The 21,379-nt window shown below is 42.8% G+C and carries 14 protein-coding genes; 2 read left to right on the top strand and 12 right to left on the bottom strand.

Annotated features, from left to right (window positions below; translation table 11 throughout):
- Positions 1–265: 265 nt before the first annotated feature.
- The 7 genes from B3Q63_RS01275 to B3Q63_RS01245 all read right to left on the bottom strand — a co-directional run bounded on the left by B3Q63_RS01275 (position 266) and on the right by B3Q63_RS01245 (position 11,950).
- Positions 266–2,050: an acyl-CoA dehydrogenase C-terminal domain-containing protein gene (locus tag B3Q63_RS01275; RefSeq protein WP_296172871.1), complete on the bottom strand. Its 1,785-nt coding sequence runs from the start codon at positions 2,048–2,050 to the stop codon at positions 266–268.
- 416 nt (positions 2,051–2,466) lie between these two features.
- Positions 2,467–4,260: an acyl-CoA dehydrogenase C-terminal domain-containing protein gene (locus tag B3Q63_RS01270; RefSeq protein ID WP_296172867.1), complete on the bottom strand. Its 1,794-nt coding sequence runs from the start codon at positions 4,258–4,260 to the stop codon at positions 2,467–2,469.
- Positions 4,261–4,609: 349 nt separating this feature from the next.
- On the bottom strand, positions 4,610–6,334 hold the full coding sequence (locus tag B3Q63_RS01265) for a bifunctional diguanylate cyclase/phosphodiesterase (protein WP_296172865.1): 1,725 nt from the start codon (positions 6,332–6,334) through the stop codon (positions 4,610–4,612).
- Between the two features lie 63 nt (positions 6,335–6,397).
- Positions 6,398–7,312, bottom strand: a complete 915-nt coding sequence (locus B3Q63_RS01260; RefSeq protein WP_296172863.1) for a 16S rRNA (uracil(1498)-N(3))-methyltransferase — start codon at positions 7,310–7,312, stop codon at positions 6,398–6,400.
- Between the two features lie 173 nt (positions 7,313–7,485).
- A complete protein-coding gene (locus B3Q63_RS01255) occupies positions 7,486–8,334 on the bottom strand; it encodes a methylenetetrahydrofolate reductase (RefSeq protein WP_271133361.1) in 849 nt (282 codons plus the stop codon).
- A gap of 13 nt (positions 8,335–8,347) precedes the next feature.
- Entirely contained in the window at positions 8,348–9,772 is a 1,425-nt protein-coding gene (ahcY, locus tag B3Q63_RS01250; RefSeq protein WP_296172862.1) for an adenosylhomocysteinase, read from the bottom strand.
- A gap of 345 nt (positions 9,773–10,117) precedes the next feature.
- Complete coding sequence (locus B3Q63_RS01245; RefSeq protein ID WP_296172860.1) at positions 10,118–11,950, bottom strand: TonB-dependent receptor plug domain-containing protein; 1,833 nt, start codon at positions 11,948–11,950, stop codon at positions 10,118–10,120.
- Between the two features lie 589 nt (positions 11,951–12,539).
- On the opposite strand from B3Q63_RS01245, the gene B3Q63_RS01240 reads away from it, so the two are divergent.
- A complete protein-coding gene (locus tag B3Q63_RS01240) occupies positions 12,540–14,453 on the top strand; it encodes a mechanosensitive ion channel family protein (protein ID WP_414706292.1) in 1,914 nt (637 codons plus the stop codon).
- 118 nt (positions 14,454–14,571) lie between these two features.
- Here the strand turns inward: B3Q63_RS01240 and B3Q63_RS01235 are convergent, their stop codons facing one another.
- The 5 genes from B3Q63_RS01235 to B3Q63_RS01215 all read right to left on the bottom strand — a co-directional run bounded on the left by B3Q63_RS01235 (position 14,572) and on the right by B3Q63_RS01215 (position 19,067).
- Entirely contained in the window at positions 14,572–15,204 is a 633-nt protein-coding gene (locus B3Q63_RS01235; protein ID WP_296172857.1) for a DNA-3-methyladenine glycosylase family protein, read from the bottom strand.
- A 161-nt stretch (positions 15,205–15,365) separates the two neighbouring features.
- A complete protein-coding gene (locus B3Q63_RS01230) occupies positions 15,366–16,097 on the bottom strand; it encodes a Smr/MutS family protein (protein ID WP_296172856.1) in 732 nt (243 codons plus the stop codon).
- A gap of 78 nt (positions 16,098–16,175) precedes the next feature.
- Positions 16,176–17,057, bottom strand: coding sequence for an indole-3-glycerol phosphate synthase TrpC (gene trpC / locus B3Q63_RS01225; RefSeq protein ID WP_296172853.1), 882 nt, complete (start codon positions 17,055–17,057; stop codon positions 16,176–16,178).
- 131 nt (positions 17,058–17,188) lie between these two features.
- Positions 17,189–18,325 (bottom strand): anthranilate phosphoribosyltransferase, encoded by a 1,137-nt coding sequence (gene trpD / locus B3Q63_RS01220; protein WP_296172909.1) that lies wholly within the window; start codon positions 18,323–18,325, stop codon positions 17,189–17,191.
- 118 nt (positions 18,326–18,443) lie between these two features.
- Positions 18,444–19,067 carry an anthranilate synthase component II gene (locus B3Q63_RS01215; protein WP_296172850.1) on the bottom strand — a complete coding sequence of 208 codons (624 nt, stop codon included), beginning with the start codon at positions 19,065–19,067 and terminating at the stop codon, positions 18,444–18,446.
- 776 nt (positions 19,068–19,843) lie between these two features.
- On the opposite strand from B3Q63_RS01215, the gene glnA reads away from it, so the two are divergent.
- Positions 19,844–21,253 carry a type I glutamate--ammonia ligase gene (gene glnA / locus B3Q63_RS01210; protein ID WP_296172849.1) on the top strand — a complete coding sequence of 470 codons (1,410 nt, stop codon included), beginning with the start codon at positions 19,844–19,846 and terminating at the stop codon, positions 21,251–21,253.
- Positions 21,254–21,379: the final 126 nt, after the last annotated feature.

The raw sequence follows: 21,379 nt of genomic DNA, 5'->3' as shown, positions 1-21,379 counted from the left end.
TATGAGCTTGTTTTCACTTGCTGGCATGTTGAGGAATGTTGAAACTTAAACGACTGTTTTTAAGGTTTAGCCTGTTAAGTAATGTTAAGGTTTTAACTACCAATAGCCAAAAAATAAAGCTAATGGCTACCAAAACGGCTACCAAATATGCAAAGGTTTATATAATTGCTTTTAAAAACAATATGTTAGATGTAAAAAAGGACAGTAGCGTGACTGTCCCTTTTATCATAGTGCGGTAGGCTTACTTTATTATAAAAGTAAAAAATTAGCTAGCAGGTACATCAAAGTAATTTAGATCAAAGTTCATCATTGGATCGCTACCGGCTTTAACCATCTGTGCATGAGCATCGATACGTGGCAAGATACGACCAACGAAATAATCGGCAAGCTTGGCTTTATTGGTATAGAAATCACCTTCTTTACCGTTAGCGGCTTCGACCATTAAGGCAAACATATACGAGTAGGCAAGATAACCAAAGGCATGCATGTAGTCAACCGCACAGCCGTTGATTTCGCTCTTGCGCTCACCGATGTTGTTTAACACAGTAGTGGTTAGCTCTTCGATGGTATCAGCAGCATTTAGCGTCGCTTGCTTGATACCATGATCCGCTTGCATATTATTGACAAAATCACGAATCTCACCTAAGAAATGAGTGACGTATTTGCCATTATTTTTCGCCACTTTACGACCTAGTAGGTCAAGCGCTTGAATACCGTTGGTGCCTTCATAAATCTGCGCGATACGAGTATCACGAACGATTTGCTCCATACCCCATTCGCGGATATAGCCATGACCGCCAAATACTTGCTGGCAATCAATGGTCGCTTCTAATGCTTTGTCGGTCAAGAAAGCTTTGGCAACTGGCGTTAGCAGGGCAACGCGTGCTGCTGCTGCTTGAGCGGCTTCAGGATCGGTACTAAATTTCTCTTGATCTAGGTTTTTGGCAACGTACATTGCAAAACAACGTGACGCTTCAGTATTGGCTTTAGCATTTAACAGCATGCGACGTACATCGGCATGATGAATGATGGCATCGGCTGGTTTTTCTGGGCTTTGAATTTGCGTGTCGCTACGGCCTTGACCACGGTCATTAGCGTATAAAGCAGCGTTTTGATAAGCAAGCTCAGAACCACCTAGGCCCTGTAAACCCATGGTGACACGCTCATAGTTCATCATAATGAACATTGAAGACAGACCGGTGTTTTCTGCACCCACCATCCAACCTTTGGCGTTATCAAAGTTCATCACACAAGTTGCAGAGGCTTTGATGCCCATTTTGTGCTCAATAGAGCCAACTGCTAAAGTGTTGCGCTCACCTAAGCTACCATCTTCATTAACCAAGAATTTTGGCACAACAAATAACGAGATGCCTTTTGAGCCTTCTGGCGCATTCGGGGTTTTTGCCAATACCAAATGAATGATGTTTTCGGTTAGGTCATGCTCACCGCCGGTGATAAAGATTTTGGTACCAGAGATATCATAGCTACCGTCATCGTTAGGAACGGCTTTGGTTTTGATGATACCCAAGTCAGTACCAGCATGCGGCTCGGTCAAGCACATAGTGCCAGCCCATTCACCGTTGTACATTTTCTCTAAGTAAGTTTGCTTTTGCTCTTCAGACGCTGCCGCATTTAGGCAAAGTGTCGCGCCAACAGTTAGGTTTGGATAGAGGGCAAATGACTGGTTGGCCGTGAAGACCATCTCTTCAGTCAGCATGGTGACCATTTTTGGAAAACCTTGACCACCGTATTCAGAGTTACCGCTTAAGCCAACCCAACCTGATTCTGCATACTGCTTATAAGCCTCTTTAAAACCAGTCGGGGTGGTCACAATGCCATTACCTTCAAAGGTTGCGCCTTCTTCATCACCGCTACGGTTGATAGGCAATAACACGTTTTTTGACAGCTTTGCCATTTCTTCCAAAATCATATCGACGGTTTCCATGTCAACATGAGCAAGGTTTTCGTTATTTTGCCAAAATTCATGGGCTTTAAAAACGTCAGTTAAAATAAAGCGCATGTCTTTAAGAGGGGCATTATAAACAGCCATAAACATTCCTTTGGTTCAAATGAATAAAAGTAAGTGGGTGGAAAATATCGCGTTGTTCTTTTGGGTGGCACATAAGCATAGATAGCTAAAGTTTAGCAAATTAGCGTATCGAGAGGGGGTTTTCTTCGTGAATTGTGCGTACACCAAAAATAGTTTAATGGGCAGAGTCGCTGTTTTGTCTGCGTCAATTTTTAGTCAAAAAATCAGTTTGGTAGATTAGCTAAGAAAATCGGCAACACACCTAAGTATGTTGCCGATAGGACCTACATATTAACATCTACATCAACGCCGCTTTATTGTATAACACCTAAGCAATAAAAATAGCTTTAATCTATCTATTACTCATACAAGCATTATTAATTACAGCGTCGTCAATTTCCGCAAAAACTAGCCGTGTTAATTACTAGCCGTTTTCATTAAAAGGCAAATTGATCAACGTCCATCGTCATGTACGGCTCAACACCAGTGCTGATGCGCTGTACGTGCGTGGTGGTACGTGGCAATAACTTCGCAAAGTAGAATTGTGCGGTTTTTACTTTGGCATCGTAGAATGCTTGCTCGCTGCTACCATTAGCGATTTCAGTTTGTGCAACTAATGCCATACGAGCCCATAAGTAAGCTAGGGTCACATAACCGCTGAAGTATAAGTAATCAACAGCCGCGCCGCCAACCGCATCAGGGTTTTCAGTCGCTTGCATGCCGATACGGGCAGTCAAATCGCTCCATTCTTTAAGATGCTTGGCAAGTGGGCGGATAAACTGACCCATCGCGTCGTTTTCTTTATTTTCTTCGCAGAATGTTTGGATAATTTTGATAAAGTTGGCAAGCAGTTTACCTTGTGAACCCAATACTTTACGACCTAGTAGGTCGAGCGCTTGGATTTCAGTGGTACCTTCGTATAAGCAAGCAATACGCGTATCACGGACGTTTTGCTCCATGCCCCATTCGCTGATAAAGCCATGACCACCATAAACCTGCACGCCATGGTTGGCTGCTTCTAGACCAGTCTCAGTCAAGAATGCTTTAGCAATCGGCGTCAATAATGACAGCATTTGATCAGCAAACTTCAGGTTATCGCCTTCGCCTTTTGCCACGGTATCGGCAAAATGTGAGAGGTAATAAACCAAGGCACGACCGCCTTCTGCAAAGGCTTTTTCGGTCAATAGCATGTTACGAACGGCTGGATGCACAATGATAGGGTCAGCGACTTTTTCTGGCGCTTTAGCACCTGATAGTGAGCGCATCGCTAGACGGTCTTTGGCATAAGTTAGCGAGCCTTGGAACGCATACTCTGCTGCTGTTAAGCCTTGAACTGCTGTACCAATACGGGCCACGTTCATAAAGGTAAACATGCACTGTAGACCACGGTTTTCTGGGCCAATTAGGTAACCTTTGGCGCCATCGAAATTCATTACACAAGTCGCTGAGGCTTTGATACCCATTTTGTGCTCGATAGAACCACAAACGACGCTATTCTTTTCGCCTAGGCTGTTGTCTTCGTTGACCAATATCTTAGGAACGATAAACAACGAGATGCCTTTGGTGCCAGCTGGTGCGCCTGGTAGGCGAGCCAAACAGATATGGATAATGTTGTCCGTTAAATCATGCTCACCGGCTGAGATAAAGATCTTCTGACCGGTAATGCTATAACTGCCATCATCGTTAGGTACGGCTTTGGTGCGGATAATACCCAAATCAGAACCTGCATGTGCTTCAGTTAAGCACATGGTACCTGACCATTCACCGGTGACCATTTTTTCTAGGTAGGTTTGTTTTTGCTCATCCGTACCATGGTGCTCGATGGTTTGGATAGCGCCATGCGATAGGCCAGGGTACATAGAGAATGACCAGTTCGCGGTACCAACCATCTCATTGATGACGGTTGATAATGAGAACGGCATGTTTTGACCACCGAATTCTTCTTCAGCAGATAAAGCTGGGAAGCCAAGCTCACAATAGGCTTTATACGCTTCTTTAAAACCTTTTGGCGTGGTAACAGTGCCGTTGTCAAATTTACAGCCTTCAGCATCACCGCTTTGGTTCAATGGTGACAGCTCATTTTCAGCAAAGCTTGCCGCCATCTCAAACAGGCTGTCCATCAACTCACGATCCGATTCTTGGAACGCCGGCAAGGTTTTATAGTGACTTTCGCTGTCAAGTAACTCATGCATCACGAATTGGATATCACGTAGGGGCGCTTTATATTGCATAACTTCCTGTCCTTTTTTAAGGTGCGACCGGCAGTAAGGCGGCGACTATCATTGACTGTGATTAGTTAAGTCTGAGTCGCCAGCCAATTACTGGTATGAAATCTGTCTGCATAAATAACAAACAATGACACCGATCATATGAAATAGATTGAGAAGAGTAAAAAGAATTATGACTGTATTCGTAAATTCTTGGTAAAAGATAGGCGTTCAGTGGCAAATATACAAGTTTGGTGACAATACTGATAAGTCATCAACCTGTCTTGCATCCTATATATCATCGACCTTACAGAATAAAACGACTCGCAATAACTCTATGAAAATGCTATCAATCTACTTTTATTGGACAGTATTAAGAAGGATTGTTTTTGGACAAATGTTGCTGCGTTAATAGCACGGTTGCTTGCTCAGCCGTCATAGGTTTACCAAACCAATAGCCTTGCCCGTACTGGCAACCCATGTCTAAGAGTAAATCACGCTGCTGCTCGGTTTCGATGCCTTCGGCGATAACCTGCATATCAAGCGCCTCCGCTAAATCCAAAATCGCTTTGACAATCGCGCGCTGTGTACGGTCATCTGTGATTTTGGAGATAAAGCTTTTATCAATTTTAATAAAGTCAAAAGGGTATTCTTGTAAGTAACTCAATGAGGCATAACCGGTGCCAAAGTCATCAAGTGCCAGACAGATGCCGAGCTCCTTGAGTAAGTTAAGCTGCTTTTTGACATTGGCATGGCGCTGTATTAAAGAAGATTCTGTCACTTCAATATGCAGTTGGTGGGCGGCAATATCATGCTCTACTAGTAAGTTACTGACCATATCAAAAAAATCAGGATGGCTAAATTCAGCGGCATCAGCATTGATACAGATGTGTTGATCAAAGCCCAAACCTTGCCAAATTGTTAGCTGCTCGGCGATTTGAACCGCCATTTGCGAAAATAACTCAAGCGATAGTTTATGAGAAATGATGGCATCGATAAAATCAATGGGTTTTAGCAAACCGCGGCTAGGGTGTTGCCAGCGTACTAACGCCTCAAAACCGGTAATCATGCCTGTGTCTAAGGCAAATTTAGGTTGATAATAGGGTACAAATTGCCCTGCATTGGTGGCAGCTCTCAGCTCAGATTCTAGCTGTATATTATGCGCATTGACCTCATTTATGGCTTTATGATACCAACATACATCATCGCCACCCTGCTGTTTGACATAATTCAAAGCTTTTTCGGCTTTGGTCAACAGGCCGATAAATTCATTACCATTTTCAGGAAAATAGCTTACCCCGACAGAAATATGGCAATAGACCTCGGTGCCTTTTGCCGTGTTGCCATTTAAGAAGAAAGGGCGCTCGCACATTTGCATTAAGCTGTCTAACTGATGGCGCACCATATTGGCATCATTACATTCAAACAATAAGGCAAAGTCATCACCGCCAAAATGGGAAAAACAGCGTAAATTATCAAGCTCAAGCTCAGTAATACGTAAGACGAAATTTTCTACTAGGGTATTGATTGCATCCGGTCCCAATAGACTGGCAAGGTTGCGATAACGGTCAATGTTTAGGCGTACCACGACCACTTCTTGATAGCTGTCTAACAACAATTCACTGGTTTGACTTAAAAACACTTTACGGTTCGGTAGTCCGGTCAGCTGGTCATAATTCAGCAGGTGCATCACCTTTTTTCTGTTTTTAGCAAGCGTCGCCATATCACGAATGGTACCGACGTAATAAGGGGTATCTTCTAGATAAATTTTGCGGTAGGTGATATGGCAGTCGATGACTTGCCCGTAGCGGTTTGCCATTGAAAAGTCAATTTCACAAAATCCTGTACTGTCCAAGCTGTTAATCAGATTTTTGAGCACTGCCTGTTCATCTTCTGACAAAAACTCAGCAGCATATATCCCAAGTGGACGCCCAAGCAAAAATTTTTCTGTATAGCCAAGCATCAGCTCATAGTTAGCATTGACGGATAAATAGCGTAATTTTTCGTCCAATATGAATATGGCGTCTTCAAATTGCTCGCACAATTTGACCAATAGTTGCTGTTTATCTGATATTGGCATAGGGGTGAATGCGCTCATAATGGACTCATAACATCGAAATTAAATAATAAATGGGCTTGGTAATGGTGAACAGTTTGGCCACTATTGATTTAAAGCATGCATAGTTGCCAATGCCGACAATGTCGCCAGTGCAACCACGGGCGCGGTTTCAGTGCGCAGAACCCGTGGGCCAATTTGCCAAGGTGCAAAACGCACATCCGCAGCTTTGGCGCATTCATCAGCGCTAAGCCCGCCTTCAGGTCCGATTAATAATTCGATATAAGGCGCATGTTGCTTTAAGACGACAGGCAGGGCCTCAGGCATTAGAGGTTGTCCAGCTGCTGGCACACTCAGTTGCAGGCGCAAATCTGCTGGCTGCTGTAATACTTGATAATAAGTATCTTTACTCAGCTCAGCCACCATAGGGCTGACGACCATTTCTTTTTCGTTTGCTTTTTCGCTAGCTGCTACATTTAATAGCCAGTCATCAATCGATAATGGCGCGATAATAAGCGGTGGACGGTTAAGACCGCATTGCTCACAGGCGGCGATGGCGACTTGCTGCCACTGTGCCAGTTTTTTCTCTACTTGGGCAGGTTTTAGATTGACCTCGCCATGATGGCTGCTCAGCAATTGAATGGCAGTCACACCAAGTTCAGTGGATTTTTGAATGGCGTAATCCATTCGCTCACCGCGACTTATGACCAGTCCAATTTTCGTCAATACAGCGGCATTGCGGTCAGTATTTACATGAGCCAATAACGTTGCAGTGGCGTGTTTTTTGCTGATGGTTTGTAGCTGTACCTGATATTCACCGCCGAAACCGTCAAACAAAATCCCTTTATCGCCAATGTTAGCGCGTAATACACGGCACCAATGATGGACGATGCTTTCGGTTAATTCGACGCTGGCACCGATAGGCAAGGTGCTAAGCTGAGGGTAGGTCGCAGCCTTTTCATTTTCATTGGTAACGTCATTACTAATGTTGCTATTGGTGGCATAAAAGAAACGTCGCAAAATTACTTATTCCTATAATAGGTGTCATGATATTTTTCAATATCTTAGCAGAATATCATTTGAGTGGGTAAAGGGATTGTCACTAATGGAATGCGCATAACTGCAATTCCCATACCAAAAAAGACTGGCGCTCCTAGGAACGCCAGTCATTAAGCAATACATTCGATAAATATTTAAGCAATCAGGCCTAAGGCTTCGACTAAGCGCTTGTTTGGCTCAACCTTATTCATGCTATAAAAATGCATGGCAGGTACGCCCTCACTAATCAATCGCTCGCATAAACGATAAACGACATCAAAGCCGAACTCACGAATAGCAGTACGGTCATCACCAAAATCCGCCAAGCGCTTACGTACATAACGTGGAATATCAGCGCCACAGCTATCGGCAAAGCGCACTAGATTACTAGAGTTAGTAATCGGCATAATACCGGCTACCAATGGCTGTGCAACCGTATCAATACCGCGTTTTTCTAAGGTATCACGCAGATACAAGTAGCTATCGGCGTTATAGAAAAACTGGGTAATTGACGCATTGGCGCCCGCTTGGTATTTATTCACCAAGTTGTCAACATCAAACTCAAAGCTGCGCGCTTGTGGATGCATCTCAGGATATGCTGCGACCTCGATACGAAAGTGATCACCTGAATATTCGCGGATAAACTTAACCAAGTCTAACGCAAATGGCAGCTCGCCCATACCAACCTGACCGGACGGCAAATCACCACGCAGGGCGACCAGGCGTGTGATGCCCAAACTCTTATAAAGATCGAGCAATTCAGCGATTTCCGCTTTGTCATCGCCAATACAAGACATATGCGGCGCAATATCAGTGTCACCGCGCGCGCACAAAGCTTGAACGATATCTAAAGTGCGGCTACGGGTTGAACCACCCGCACCGTAGGTCACTGAAAAGTAAGCAGGTGATAGCTTATTTAACTCATCATAAGTGCTGAGAAGCTTTTCATGTCCTTGCTCGGTTTTAGCTGGAAAAAACTCAAAGGAGAAAGCAGGCTTAGTCACAGTCTGGCTCCTTTTAGTATTTATAAGCGTCAGGCTTAAATGGACCTTCGACAGGTACGCCTAAATACTCCGCTTGTTTTTCAGTTAGCTTAGTTAGCGTACCGTTAAAACCAGCAACCATCGCCGCAGCCACTTCTTCGTCTAGCTTTTTCGGTAAGACTTTAACGTATAAGTTGTCATTGCGCTTATCTGCTGGCAAGTCAGCGAATCTTTCTTCGAACAGATACATTTGCGCCAATACTTGGTTGGCAAATGAGCCGTCCATTACGCGCGATGGGTGACCGGTTGCATTACCCAAGTTTACTAAACGACCTTCAGCAAGCAGAATCAAATAATCGTTTTCATCGTCTGAGCGGAAGATTTGATGCACTTGTGGCTTAATCTCAACCCAGCGCCAGTTATCACGCATAAACTGCGTGTCGATTTCGGTGTCAAAATGACCGATATTACAAACGACTGCACCTGGTTTAAGAGCCGCTAGCATATGTTTGTCACAAACATGGTAGTTACCGGTAGTGGTGACAATCATATCTGTATCTTCAAGCAGACGGGTGTTGATATTTTCTGCGCCGCCAGTGTTATCACCATTGATGTACGGTGATAATACTTCAAAGCCGTCCATACAAGCCTGCATGGCACAGATAGGATCGACTTCTGAGACACGTACGATCATGCCTTCTTGACGTAAGCTTTGCGTAGAACCTTTACCAACATCACCATAACCGATAACTAAGGCGCGGCGACCAGCAAGGAACATATCAGTAGCACGTTTAATAGCGTCATTTAAGCTATGACGGCAGCCGTATTTGTTGTCGTTTTTAGACTTGGTAACCGCATCGTTAACGTTGATCGCTGGTACTTTTAGCGTGCCTTTATTGAGCATCTCAACCAAGCGATGGACGCCTGTAGTAGTCTCTTCAGAGATACCATGAATGTTATCAAGCAGCTCTGCATAATCATTATGAATCAACGCAGTTAAATCACCGCCATCATCTAAAATTAAGTTGGCATCCCAAAGCTGACCTGATTCTTCACCGCCAACGTGGATTTGTTGACGTAAGCACCACTCGTACTCTTCTTCAGTTTCGCCTTTCCAAGCATAAACAGAGATACCAGCAGCAGCAATAGCCGCAGCAGCATGGTCTTGGGTTGAGAAAATGTTACATGAAGTCCAGCGTACTTCAGCACCTAGCGCGACTAATGTCTCGATAAGGACCGCAGTTTGGATTGTCATGTGGATACAGCCAGCGATTTTCGCGCCTTTAAGCGGTTGCTCGGCTTCGTAGCGACGACGTAACCCCATTAGGGCAGGCATTTCGGCTTCAGCAAGTGAGATTTCACGGCGACCGTAATCAGCAAGGCTGATGTCGGCGACTTTATAGTCGGTGAAAGAGGGATCGATCGTATGGGCAGATGGGGTGTTAGACACTGCGTCCATAATATGCTCCTATCAGTTAATAGATAAAAAGAATAAAAACGCAGGTGCCGTTATTTGCGCTGTTCATAACCAAAAATGGCAATGAACAGTTAACCGAGCCTAACATAACAAATGATTTGCAAAGCGATAAAGCTTAAATGCAATAAGCACTTATTATGGCGCAACACCTCTCGGAGGTCGTTATTGTAATAGATGAATCAGTGATTGTCACCTATTGGATAACATAAATATTAGGCAGTAAAGGTATGAGTAATTTTGTCTTTTTGCTAGGCACAAAAAAAGGCCATCGATGGATAGCCTTGATTTGTTTTGATAATCACAGGAATTATATACTACTAGACAGGCTTAGAACCAGTTATAGGTTAAAGACGTGAAGAAGTTGATACCGTCTTGGTTATAGCGCGTGCCAAAATCTTCATTAGTTGCATAGTCTTTATTGGTAATATTGTTAAGACGACTGGTTAATGTTAGATTTGGGTTAATATGATAATTACCACTAATGTTAAATAAGGTGTAATTACCAAGTATGTCATAACTAGTATTATAGCGCTTACCAATATATTCTACTTCAGCCCGTATATCCAAATCTGATAGACGATAACCAGTATAAATTAAACCTGAGTGCTCAGGACGAAAACCAAGGAATTTATTATCGTTACTACTATCTGTAGCTTTCTGATAATCGTAATTAGCACCAAATAAATAATTATCTACTACCCAGTCTGATGTTAAGGTTACACCTTTTATTTTAGCTTCATTAATGTTTTTCATACTACCGTAAAGATTTTCAGGAGTAGAAATACCATCGTTAGCTATTAAGTCTTCAACATCATTACGATAACCTGTTATGCGCGTAGACTGGAGTAAGGTTTCATATTCAACAAAGGCTTCGTAGTTATCACTAATTTCAGGTTTAAGGTTAGGATTACCACTATAGCCTGGGAATATGTCATTGAACGTAGGTGCACGAAAACCCTTAGCGTAGCTGACACCAACACGAAGATTAGGATTAATATGGTATGCGCCACCTAAGTTATAAGTAGTCTGATCACCATATTGTGAGTTGTCGTCAAAACGGACGTTGGCTTGTGCATTGAACTGATTGTTTGCTAGCAAATAACCTAAAAAAGCACTAGTCACATCGCGATCGTCAACATTATATCCAGGAACATCAGTGTCTAGACTTTGATTGAGATACTCAAGTCCGTAGATACCTTGTCCAACTGGTAGTTTGTGCTGACCTATTAAACTAACTTGATCCTGTTTAGTATTAAACTCATTGCCATATTTACTGTAACCGTCACTGTTATCTATAGAATGTCCATATTGCAGCTTTACTGAGGAGTCGGGTAGATATTGCCAGTCAACAAATGCTTGCGCAGAACCGTTTTCTTGTTCAGCATGCGCATTCTCATAATCACCATCATCAAATTCAGTGGTTGATTTGCTATACAGAGCACTAGCACCTGCTAACCATTGGTCATTAATGCGTTGATTTAAGGCGATACTAAAGTTATTACTTTCAAAACCATCGTCATCTTTATTATAAGTGCTGCTAACGGGTTTGGAAGAAACAGCGCTGAATCCATTAGTTTCATTATGGCTTGCTGATAAACTTAGTGCCGTACCACTTGCATTAGCAAATTGAGCACTAGCACCATATAAGTATTGATCATGCGAACCGACACCAGCAGTAACAGAGAGTTGGCTTTTTTCAACATCCGTACCCTTTGTAAAGACTTGGATGACGCCGCCCATAGCATCTGCACCATAAATACTAGATCCTGATGCACCATATAAAATCTCGATACGAGCTATTTGATCAGCAGGTAATAAGCTAAGTGCAGCACCGCCTGCACTTAATGTGCTGTAGCGTATACCATCTATAAGCACTAAGATTTGCTTATTATCATAACCGCGCATATAAAAGTTTGATACCGTACCCGTGCCTCCGGACTGCTTGATATTAATACCTGGCTGACGTTTAAGTACATCAATTACCGTTTGACCCTGATAGAGCTTTAACTCTTCTTTATTAACAACACGAGTCTGAGCAATGGTATTGCTTATTTTAGTTGGCGTACGCGTCGCGGTTACCACAATTTTATCAAGCTCGACCTGTGGCAGCTCGCTATCATCAATAGTGCTGCTGTCAGCAGTTGCGACTGTAGCACTCATAGCAAATACGCCTAAAGCACTTAAGATACACAACCGAAGATAGGTGGTCGAAGACGAACGGGATAAAGCCATATTTGATTCCAAATTGATCATGTCAGAAAGTTACAGATGCGAAAGCTGAGACGCTAATATTTACAAAAAGTAATAATTATATTACACCCCCTTATTATCTATAAAAGTCCCTTACTTATAAACCACTTTAACCTAATGTTTATTCATTATAAGCTGAGCAGTTTTCATGATGGATGGTTGTTTATGCACTTAAATGACTTAATTAAATAAAATTAACTATAGTGGGTATATTCCTAAATTATATAGGTAGAGCGGCGATAAGAAGTGAATGCCTAAATATGAGAAGTTAAAATATAATTGCCTAATAAAGACTGCGATAAAAACACGCAATCAAAAGCATTACCGTCATAAATAATTGCTATCATAGGGCAGGTTTTATCTATTTTTCTGTTGTGCCATTCATCAAGCTAAGAGGTTTGTTTTGTCTATTCAGCGTTATCTGAGTGCTCGTACCGCGCCATCTCCCTCAATATCATCTCCGAAAACGCCGCTTATGATGACGGCGTTTCTGTTTGCGATGATATTGAGCGTATTAAGCCTGTTAAGCGTCGTCTTATCGCATAGTGCGACTGCTGCCGAAGCCAGCATACTGGGTGTGGGTGGTCAAAGTGAGGAGGCGACCAAAACCTCGATACCAGATTCGTTTGGTCGCGATACGCCGCGCCATACAGTACAAGGTTTTATCGGAGCATTAGGGGAAAACGACTATCTGCTGGCAAGTAATTATTTAAATTTGTCCAAATCTGATAATCCAACCACCATTGTGCGCCAATTTAAGCAAGCGCTCGATGCCGGTGGACGTTTTCAGCCTGACTTACAGATTAACAATACCCCTGAGGGCAATTTAACCGATCAGCTACCACCTAGCCAAGAAAGCGTGGGCGTGATTAATGTTGGCGATAAAAGCGTGCCGCTGCTGCTCGAAAGGGTTGTGTCTAAGGAAGGGGAGCAGTATTGGCAGTTTTCGAGTGACACGCTTGATGCCGTACCAGAGGTGATAGAGAACTATGAGCCGACGTTGGTTTCTCGCTATACCATTGATTCACTAGAAGGCAAAAAGCTGTTTGGTTACCAGATGGCGGATTTATTTGCTGCCCTCACCATGATTGTCAGTAGCTTTATACTGACTTATATTTTGGTTTGGCTGCTCTATCACTTATTAAAACTGGCTTATCCGCGTATTCGTGGTGAGGCATTACCCTTACCTGATAATGTGATATTGCCGCTGGCAGTAGTGGTTATGGCGCTGATATTGTCTGAGGTGATGGTTTATGCGGGTGTCTCAGTAACATTGCGCGAGCCGGTCAATCGCTTTACTGATATTGCCTCTTGGGTGGCGACCACTTGGTTGTTATTACGCGTTATTGATTCGATATTTACGCGCGCCGTCAATTTAAGCTATAAGAAAAACTATACCGAACGTGTTTCTATCTTGGGACTGCTGCGTAAAGTGGTCAAAGCACTATTATTGATATTTGCCGTTATCGTCATCTTTGGCAATTTGGGCTTTGACTTGACCACAGGTATTGCGGCATTGGGGGTCGGTGGTTTGGCCTTAGCCCTTGGTGCGCAAAAGACGATTGAAAACTTGGTTGGTAGTGTCGTAGTGGTAGCGGATTCGCCCGTGCGTATCGGTGATTATTGTAAATTTGGTACCTATGAAGGCACGGTTGTCGATATTGGCATTCGTTCATCACGGGTACGTACCTTGTCGCGTACCATCGTCACTGTGCCAAACGGTGATTTTTCATCGATGCAAATTGAAAACTTTACCTCGCGTGATATGTTCCGTTTTTTGCACCAGTTATATCTCAAGCGTACCGCTGATATTGAGGTGGTATTTAAAATGGTCAAAGACTTGGATGCGTTTTTAGATGAGCACTATCTAACCAACCAAGAATGGAATCAGGTCAATATCTTAGAGCTGCGCCAAGATTGCTACGTTATCCAATTACAGGCTTATGTCAATGCCAATGGAATTACCGAGTTTTATGACAAACAAAACGTGTTATTTGTCGATATCTTAAACCAAGTAGCGAAATACAAGGTCGAGCATGCCTTGCCAACCCAGCAGCTGATTGTCAATCAAGCTGAGCTTGAGCATCAAATGTTAAATGATATCGAGGATAATGGTAGTGAAGCGGTAGAAGATAATTTAAGCACTGATGAGAATAAGACTGAGGTTAATCATGACGTTAATGACATCAGCAACAGTGATGATATAGACGGTAAGCAGAATGCGGTTGATTTAAGCAAAGAGGTGGACAAAACCAAGGATAATAAAGCAGCTGAAATCGAAGCAAACAAAGAAGCCAAGCATAAAAAAATTAACTTAGATAAAGAGCGTCAACAAAAAAGAAAGGCATTGGTAAAAAATAAATTTAAGCGTGCCAAAAGAAAATTTGGTTTTTCTATTTGGAATCAGCCTTAGGGTGTCATGTGATAGTTTTGCTTAATAACTTACGCCACGTTTTGTTCGTTAGAAAACTATTTAGTTAGATGGCTATTCAGTTAGATAGTTATAAAGGCATAGCTTATAAAAGTGCCGCTTATAAAGGGATGGCATTTTTTTGACGTAAAAAACCATAGTACTCCCACAATAATAAGCTGGCAGCGCTACGATGCGGTGACCAATCGTGAGTGAGGTTTTTTAATTGTTTCGGCGTTGGGCGTTCTGCTAACCCTAGCAAGTCCATCGCCGCCACTTTAATCGCTAAATCATCGACTGCCAGCACATCGGCTCGTTGTAATGAAAACAGCAGATACATCTCAGCCGTCCAGCGCCCAATACCGATAACGGCGGTCAAGGTTTTGATGACTTCGTCATCGGGCAGGGCTTCTAAGGCGGTAAAATCTATATTGTGCTCGACTAAAGAGCGCGTATAACGAATTTTTTGCTTAGAGAGTCCTTGTGCTCGTAAGTCCTCATCTGTCGCTGCACGAATCGCTGACGGTGTCGTCAATCCTGTATCTACTAAGCGTTGCCAAATACTGGCTGCCGCTGCTACAGACAGCTGTTGCCCAACCATCGCTCTCATTATCTGTGTAAAGCCGCCAGCATTATGGCGTAAATCAGGCACGCCAACTTGCTTATAAATAGGCGAAAATCTTGGTTCGATAGCAATCAAAGCGCTGATATGCGCTTTTAATTCTTTAATATTTTCAATGGTTTGTATGGTCATAATAATTATGATTTCACTGTTTTTTAAACGGAAAAATAGAGATATAAAAATAATGGCGTATATAGTTAAAGCTTATGATTAAAAAATTTTATGATTTTCTTTATAAAAAAGGACTGCCAATTGCAGTCCTTTTTATTTCGATACTAAGCTAAAACTAAAAACTACTCGCCATCATTTTTAGGTTTTTTAAGTAAGACTAATACTGCGCCATTACCGCCATCTTTAGGCGGGGCAGAGCAAAATGCCAATACTTCTGGTAGTTGACGTAGCCAACCATTAACGCACGTTTTTAAAATCGCTTCAGAACCTTTACCATGGACAATTTTTACCATGGTGTCATTGTTTTGCTTGGCTTGGCTTAGTAGTTGGGTCATTGCCACGCGTGCTTCTTCGATGGTGCAGCCATGAATATCTACCGCATCATACCAACGTAGCTTACCTTTTTTGAGCTGATCAAAGATTTTGTTTTGCAAGGTAGGCTGCTTATAAGATAAGTACGCTTCAGCAGCAACCGGATTAAGTAATGCTTGCATATCTGACAAGCCTGCGCCCAAATCACTTGCTTCACTACCTTGAGCTGCGGCACGTTTTGATAACGTTGCGGCGTCAAGTTTGCCGGCCTTTGAGGCATTGGCAGGCGAGCGTACATTTTTATCTTCTAATTGATTGACGCCATGCATCGCTTGCATAAATAGCACTTTATCGTCGTCGATATGTTCGCTATCTAATTGCTTGACCGTTTTTTTAACTTGTTTTTGGGTCAACAGTGACACAGGTTCGGTTGGCTTTTCACTGTCGCCATCCGCTGAGTTGGTATCGCGACCTTTACTCAGTTGCCCTTTAAGCTCTTTTAGTTGGTCTTGCATTTCTTTTGAAAACAGAGAGTTTGACATAATAGTTAACGTATCGTTGGTGAGTGAATGAGTGGCTTAATGGTTTATATAGTACATAAAAAATCGATTTAGCTTACTTTACGCCTGTGCTGCAACGCTCGCAAGTAAGGATTGTAACGCTTGCCCTGGACGCTCGGTTTTCATAAATTGTTCACCGATTAAAAAGTGCTGAATATCGTTATTGAGCATCAAACGAATATCGTCGCTGCTATGGATACCGCTTTCGGTGACAATCAGTGGCGACGTCTTTGGTAACAGCATGCCGCTATCAATGTCAGCTGCTAAGGCTTCGATTAGTATATTTTTTAGCTCAAGCGTGGTTTGTAAATCAACGGTAAAGGTATTTAAGTCACGATTATTAATACCATAGATATTGTGCGCTGAGCGTGGCAGTTGTAGGGCGCGCTCAAGCTCAGCCTTGGTATGTACTTCAATCAATACATCCATACCAAGCTCGATGCTGAGCGCATGCAATTCTTGTACTTGGTCATCGTCAAGGCAGGCCATAATTAGCAAGATGCAATCGGCACCCATTAAGTAAGATTGATAAATCTGATATACATCTACCATAAAATCTTTGCGCAATATCGGTAAGCTGCAAGATTCGCGTGCTTGGATTAAGTAGCTATCATCACCTTGGAAATAATCACGGTCGGTTAATACCGACAGGCAGCTGGCACCGGCTTGCTCATATTGCTTAGCAAACAGCGCGGGCTCAAAGTTATGATTGATAATGCCTTTAGATGGCGAGGCTTTTTTAATCTCAGCAATGATACCAATATCAGCGCCGCGTAAAGCATTGGCAAAACCGCGACGGGGCTGTGTATCAGCAGCAACTTGTGCTTTTAATGCCTCAAGCGATACTGCTGCACGAGCAGCGACAACTTCCTCATGTTTGGTGGCGACGATACGCTGCAACACTGAAGGAATAGCGGTGTCTGATTTTGGATTGGCGGTCATGGCTATATTCCGTTATTTGATAAAAAAATTAGGGTAACAATTAGGCAAATAAATTAAGGCTGCATAAATAGTTGCGATTAACAGGGTTATGAGCAACGTATTTTTTTTATTAATTCTAAGTATTTAGCTTATTAAACTTGGTCAGCTAATTGCTGCGTATATTTGGCTAGGTCATCAAGCTTAATCAAAGCGTCACCATTTTGAATGACTTTTTGTGCGCGGCTCACGCCATTCGGATAGTTGCTGGCAAGTCCTGCGGTATATATCGCGGCACCGGCATTTAAGGCAATCATATCACGAGCTTTTAGGACAGCGCGGTCGGTGGTATCTGCTCCTGATAAAGCGGCACGAATCAGCTCAAGACTTTGTGCTGGAGAATCTACATCAAGGCCAATTAAGGTTTGTGATTCGACGCCGGCATCTTCTGGCATCATCTCATAAACAGATATTTCACCATCTTTTAACTCAGCCACCGTGGTCGAGGTCGCGAGACTGATTTCATCCAGACCATCTTTTGCACCGACCACCATGACATGGCGCGCGCCCAAGTTTTTCATCACTTTTGCCAAAGGTTCACATAGTTGCGCGGTAAAGACGCCGATAACGAGATTTGGCGTGCCAGCAGGGTTGGTCAGTGGACCTAAGATATTAAAAATCGTCCGCGCTTTTAGCTCACGGCGTACCGGATTGGCGTAGCGCATCGCACTATGATGATTGGGCGCAAATAAGAAACCAATGCCTTGATTTTCAATACATTGCTGCGCTTGTTCGGGGGTCAGCGTAAGGCTAATACCTGCTTGTTCAAGTAAGTCTGAGCTACCTGATTTGGTCGAAACTCCGCGGTTACCATGCTTAGCGACTTGCGCCCCCGCTGCGGCTGCTACCAAGGCTGCGGCTGTTGACACGTTAAACAAGTTAGCCCCATCGCCACCTGTACCGACGATATCGACCATATAACGACAGTCTTTTGGGCTGATATTGGCGGCTAAAGCACGCATGGCGCTTGCTGACGCTGTAATCTCGTCAATTGACTCACCTTTCATACGTAAACCAGTCAAAATCGCGCCCATCATAGCATCGCTACATCTGCCTTGCATAATAATGAGCATGACTTGATACATCTCATCAAAGGTCAGATCAATATGCTGAAAAATCCTGCCTAAAGCGGTGGTCAGGAGTTTATGAATATTCTCATCTGAGAGCTGATTGATGTCTTCAACCCCTTGCTGGGTTTGGTTAATTTGATTGCTCTTATTAATCTGTTCCATCATTGATTTTTCATCCTGCATAGCGGCAGAGGTCATAATATTCTCACTTATTATTATCTTTTATAGTTGTCGTTTAAATACATTCATTGGGTTAAATAGAGTTTTTCTCTTAAAACAGCTAGCCTACTTGCGGTAGCTCATCTGACGACATTACGGCTAGATTGTGCGTTTGTAAAAAGTTATTCAGCAGCTGATAACCGGCTTCGCTTAAAATCGACTCAGGATGAAACTGAACCCCTTCAATCGCAAACTCGCGGTGGCGAATGCCCATGATTTCCTCAATATCGCCATTAGCATTTTGCGTCCAAGCGCTAACCTCAAAGCATTCTGGTAAGCTTGCTTGCTCAATCACCAGTGAGTGATAACGGGTAAACTTTGCTGGATTGGGCAAGTTGACAAACGCCCCTTGTCCATTATGATAAATAGCCGATAAACGCCCATGCATGACCTCGCTTGCTTTGACGATTTTGCCGCCAAACGCTTGGCCAATGGCCTGATGACCCAAGCAAATACCTAATATCGGGATAATGCCTTTAAACGTCTCAATGAGCTCTAACGAGATACCGGCGCGGTCAGGGTCACAGGGACCGGGACCAATAACAATGGCATCTGGCGCAAGTGCTTTAATCTCATCAATACTGACTTCATCGTTATGCCAAACCCTGATGTCCTGCTGCAATTCACCGAAGTACTGTACAATATTGTAGGTAAAGCTGTCGTAATTATCGATCATCAAAATCATTATGTTTTCAACTTAGAATCTTTAACTTAGAATCTTTAACTTAGTATTTTTAACTTAGAATCTTAGACGTATTGCTATGCGGGTACTTTACGGTTTTATGCTGGGTCATGATAGTTTTTATGCTCATTTATAAAGCGCAGCCATTTTTATAATGCGAAAGCTTGTTAAGCTTGCCATATTAAACGTCGTTATCTTAACACTATTTTGCCATCTATTAAATGTAGCCCCGCCGCTCTCTAATAGATAACGGATGCACTATAAAAGTGCGACAATTATTAATAAAGTGCTGTTTATGCGCTTATATAGTGCGTTTATCGTTATGTTATACTTTCATGGTTAAGGATTACAAACCACAGTTGCCATGCAAATCATTTTTTAGTATGCCAATATTTCTTACATAACTATCTGTATTTACTATTAATAATTATGATTTACGGCTTTGTATTATATTAAAATTTTTATAGTGGTACTCAGAATTGGCATAGCAGTTGCACCCATAATCAGTATTAGTAACTAACGTTACGAAACAATGCGCTACGAAGTAATGCGCTACGAAGTAATGCAGAGTTATTTATTAATATGCATTTGAACAGTTCAGCATTATGAGTCAGATGTTGCTAAAATAGCTGCTGCTTGTAGTCGGTTAAGAAAATTACCGTTAAGAGTAAAGAGACATACTGAGTAAATAACGCTGATAACACCGATTTTCTAGAATCTAATATTTTTAATCCTAAGTTTTAATTTCAGTACCATGATAACCATAAGGGAAACTATCCATGTCGAATAAACTACTTGATCTTATCAAATCATCCAATGCCAAATGGGTCGATTTTCGTTTCACCGATACGCGCGGCAAAGAGCATCACATGAGCTTTCCAGCGCACAGCGTTGACGAAGAAGTGATGGAAGATGGCAAAATGTTTGATGGCTCATCGATTGCTGGTTGGAAGGGTATTGAAGCCTCAGATATGATTTTACGTCCTGATCCAGAGACCGCCTTTATCGACCCGTTCTTTGATGCGGTTACGGTGGTTGTGACTTGTGATATCATCGAGCCATCAACGCTACAAGGCTATGACCGTGACCCACGCTCTATCGCCCGCCGTGCTGAAGAATACTTAAAATCTACCGGTATTGGTGATACGGCTTTTTTTGGTCCTGAGCCTGAGTTCTTTGTATTTGACGAAGTAAAATGGTCGATTAACATGTCTGGCGTCAGCCATGAAATCGTTGCTGAAGAAGCGGCTTGGTCAACCAATAAAGACTATGAGTGGGGCAATATGGGGCATCGCCCGCGCGTCAAAGGCGGCTATGTACCAGTACCACCCGTTGATAGCTCACAAGACATGCGTGCGGTGATGTGCGAGCGTATCGAAGATATGATTGGTGAAGGTTGTATCGAAGTGCATCATCATGAAGTTGCCCCTTGTCAGTTAGAGATTGGCGTTGCTTTCAATACGCTCGTTCGTAAAGCGGATGAAGTACAAAAGCTAAAATATGCGGTCCATAACGTTGCCCATCAGTTTGGCAAAACCGCAACTTTTATGCCAAAACCAGTGGTCGGTGATAATGGTTCAGGCATGCACGTGCATATTTCTATCTCAAAAGACGGTGTCAATACTTTCTCAGGTGATGAATATGCGGGCTTGTCAGAAACCGCGCTATACTTTATCGGCGGTGTTATCAAGCATGCTCGTGCCTTGAATGCGATTACCAACCCATCGACCAACAGCTATAAGCGCCTTGTGCCTCATTATGAAGCGCCTATCAAGCTTGCGTACTCAGCGTCTAACCGTTCAGCGTCTATCCGTATTCCACACGTTAGTAGCCCAAAAGCGGTGCGTGTTGAAGCTCGATTCCCTGACCCAGCAGCCAACCCATACCTAGCGTTTGCGGCGTTGCTCATGGCAGGTCTTGACGGTATTCAAAACAAGATGCATCCAGGCGAAGCCGCTGATAAAAACTTATATGACTTACCACCAGAAGAAGAAGCACTCATTCCAACGGTTGCTGAAAACTTAGAAGTGGCACTACAAGCGTTGAAAGATGACCACGAGTTCTTATTAAAAGGTGATGTATTCACTAAAGAGATGCTAGAAGCCTATATTGCGCTTAAACAAGAAGAAGTACAGCGCGTCAACATTACTGTTCATCCAGTTGAGTTTGACTTGTACTATAGCTGCTAATCTATAATTAACACGCCAAATTCTCGATAAAAAAACCAGTTAAGTAATTCTTAGCTGGTTTTTTTGTTCAATCAAAGTGCGTGTTTAATTGGTCGATTTAGTGTGAAGTCATTGCTGATTTAATGT

Origin of the sequence: Psychrobacter sp. UBA2769 (assembly GCF_002352555.1) — a bacterium.
GTDB lineage: Bacteria > Pseudomonadota > Gammaproteobacteria > Pseudomonadales > Moraxellaceae > Psychrobacter > Psychrobacter maritimus.
Note: the sequence above shows the minus strand (reverse complement) of the source record. Positions and strands in the feature narration are given on the sequence as shown.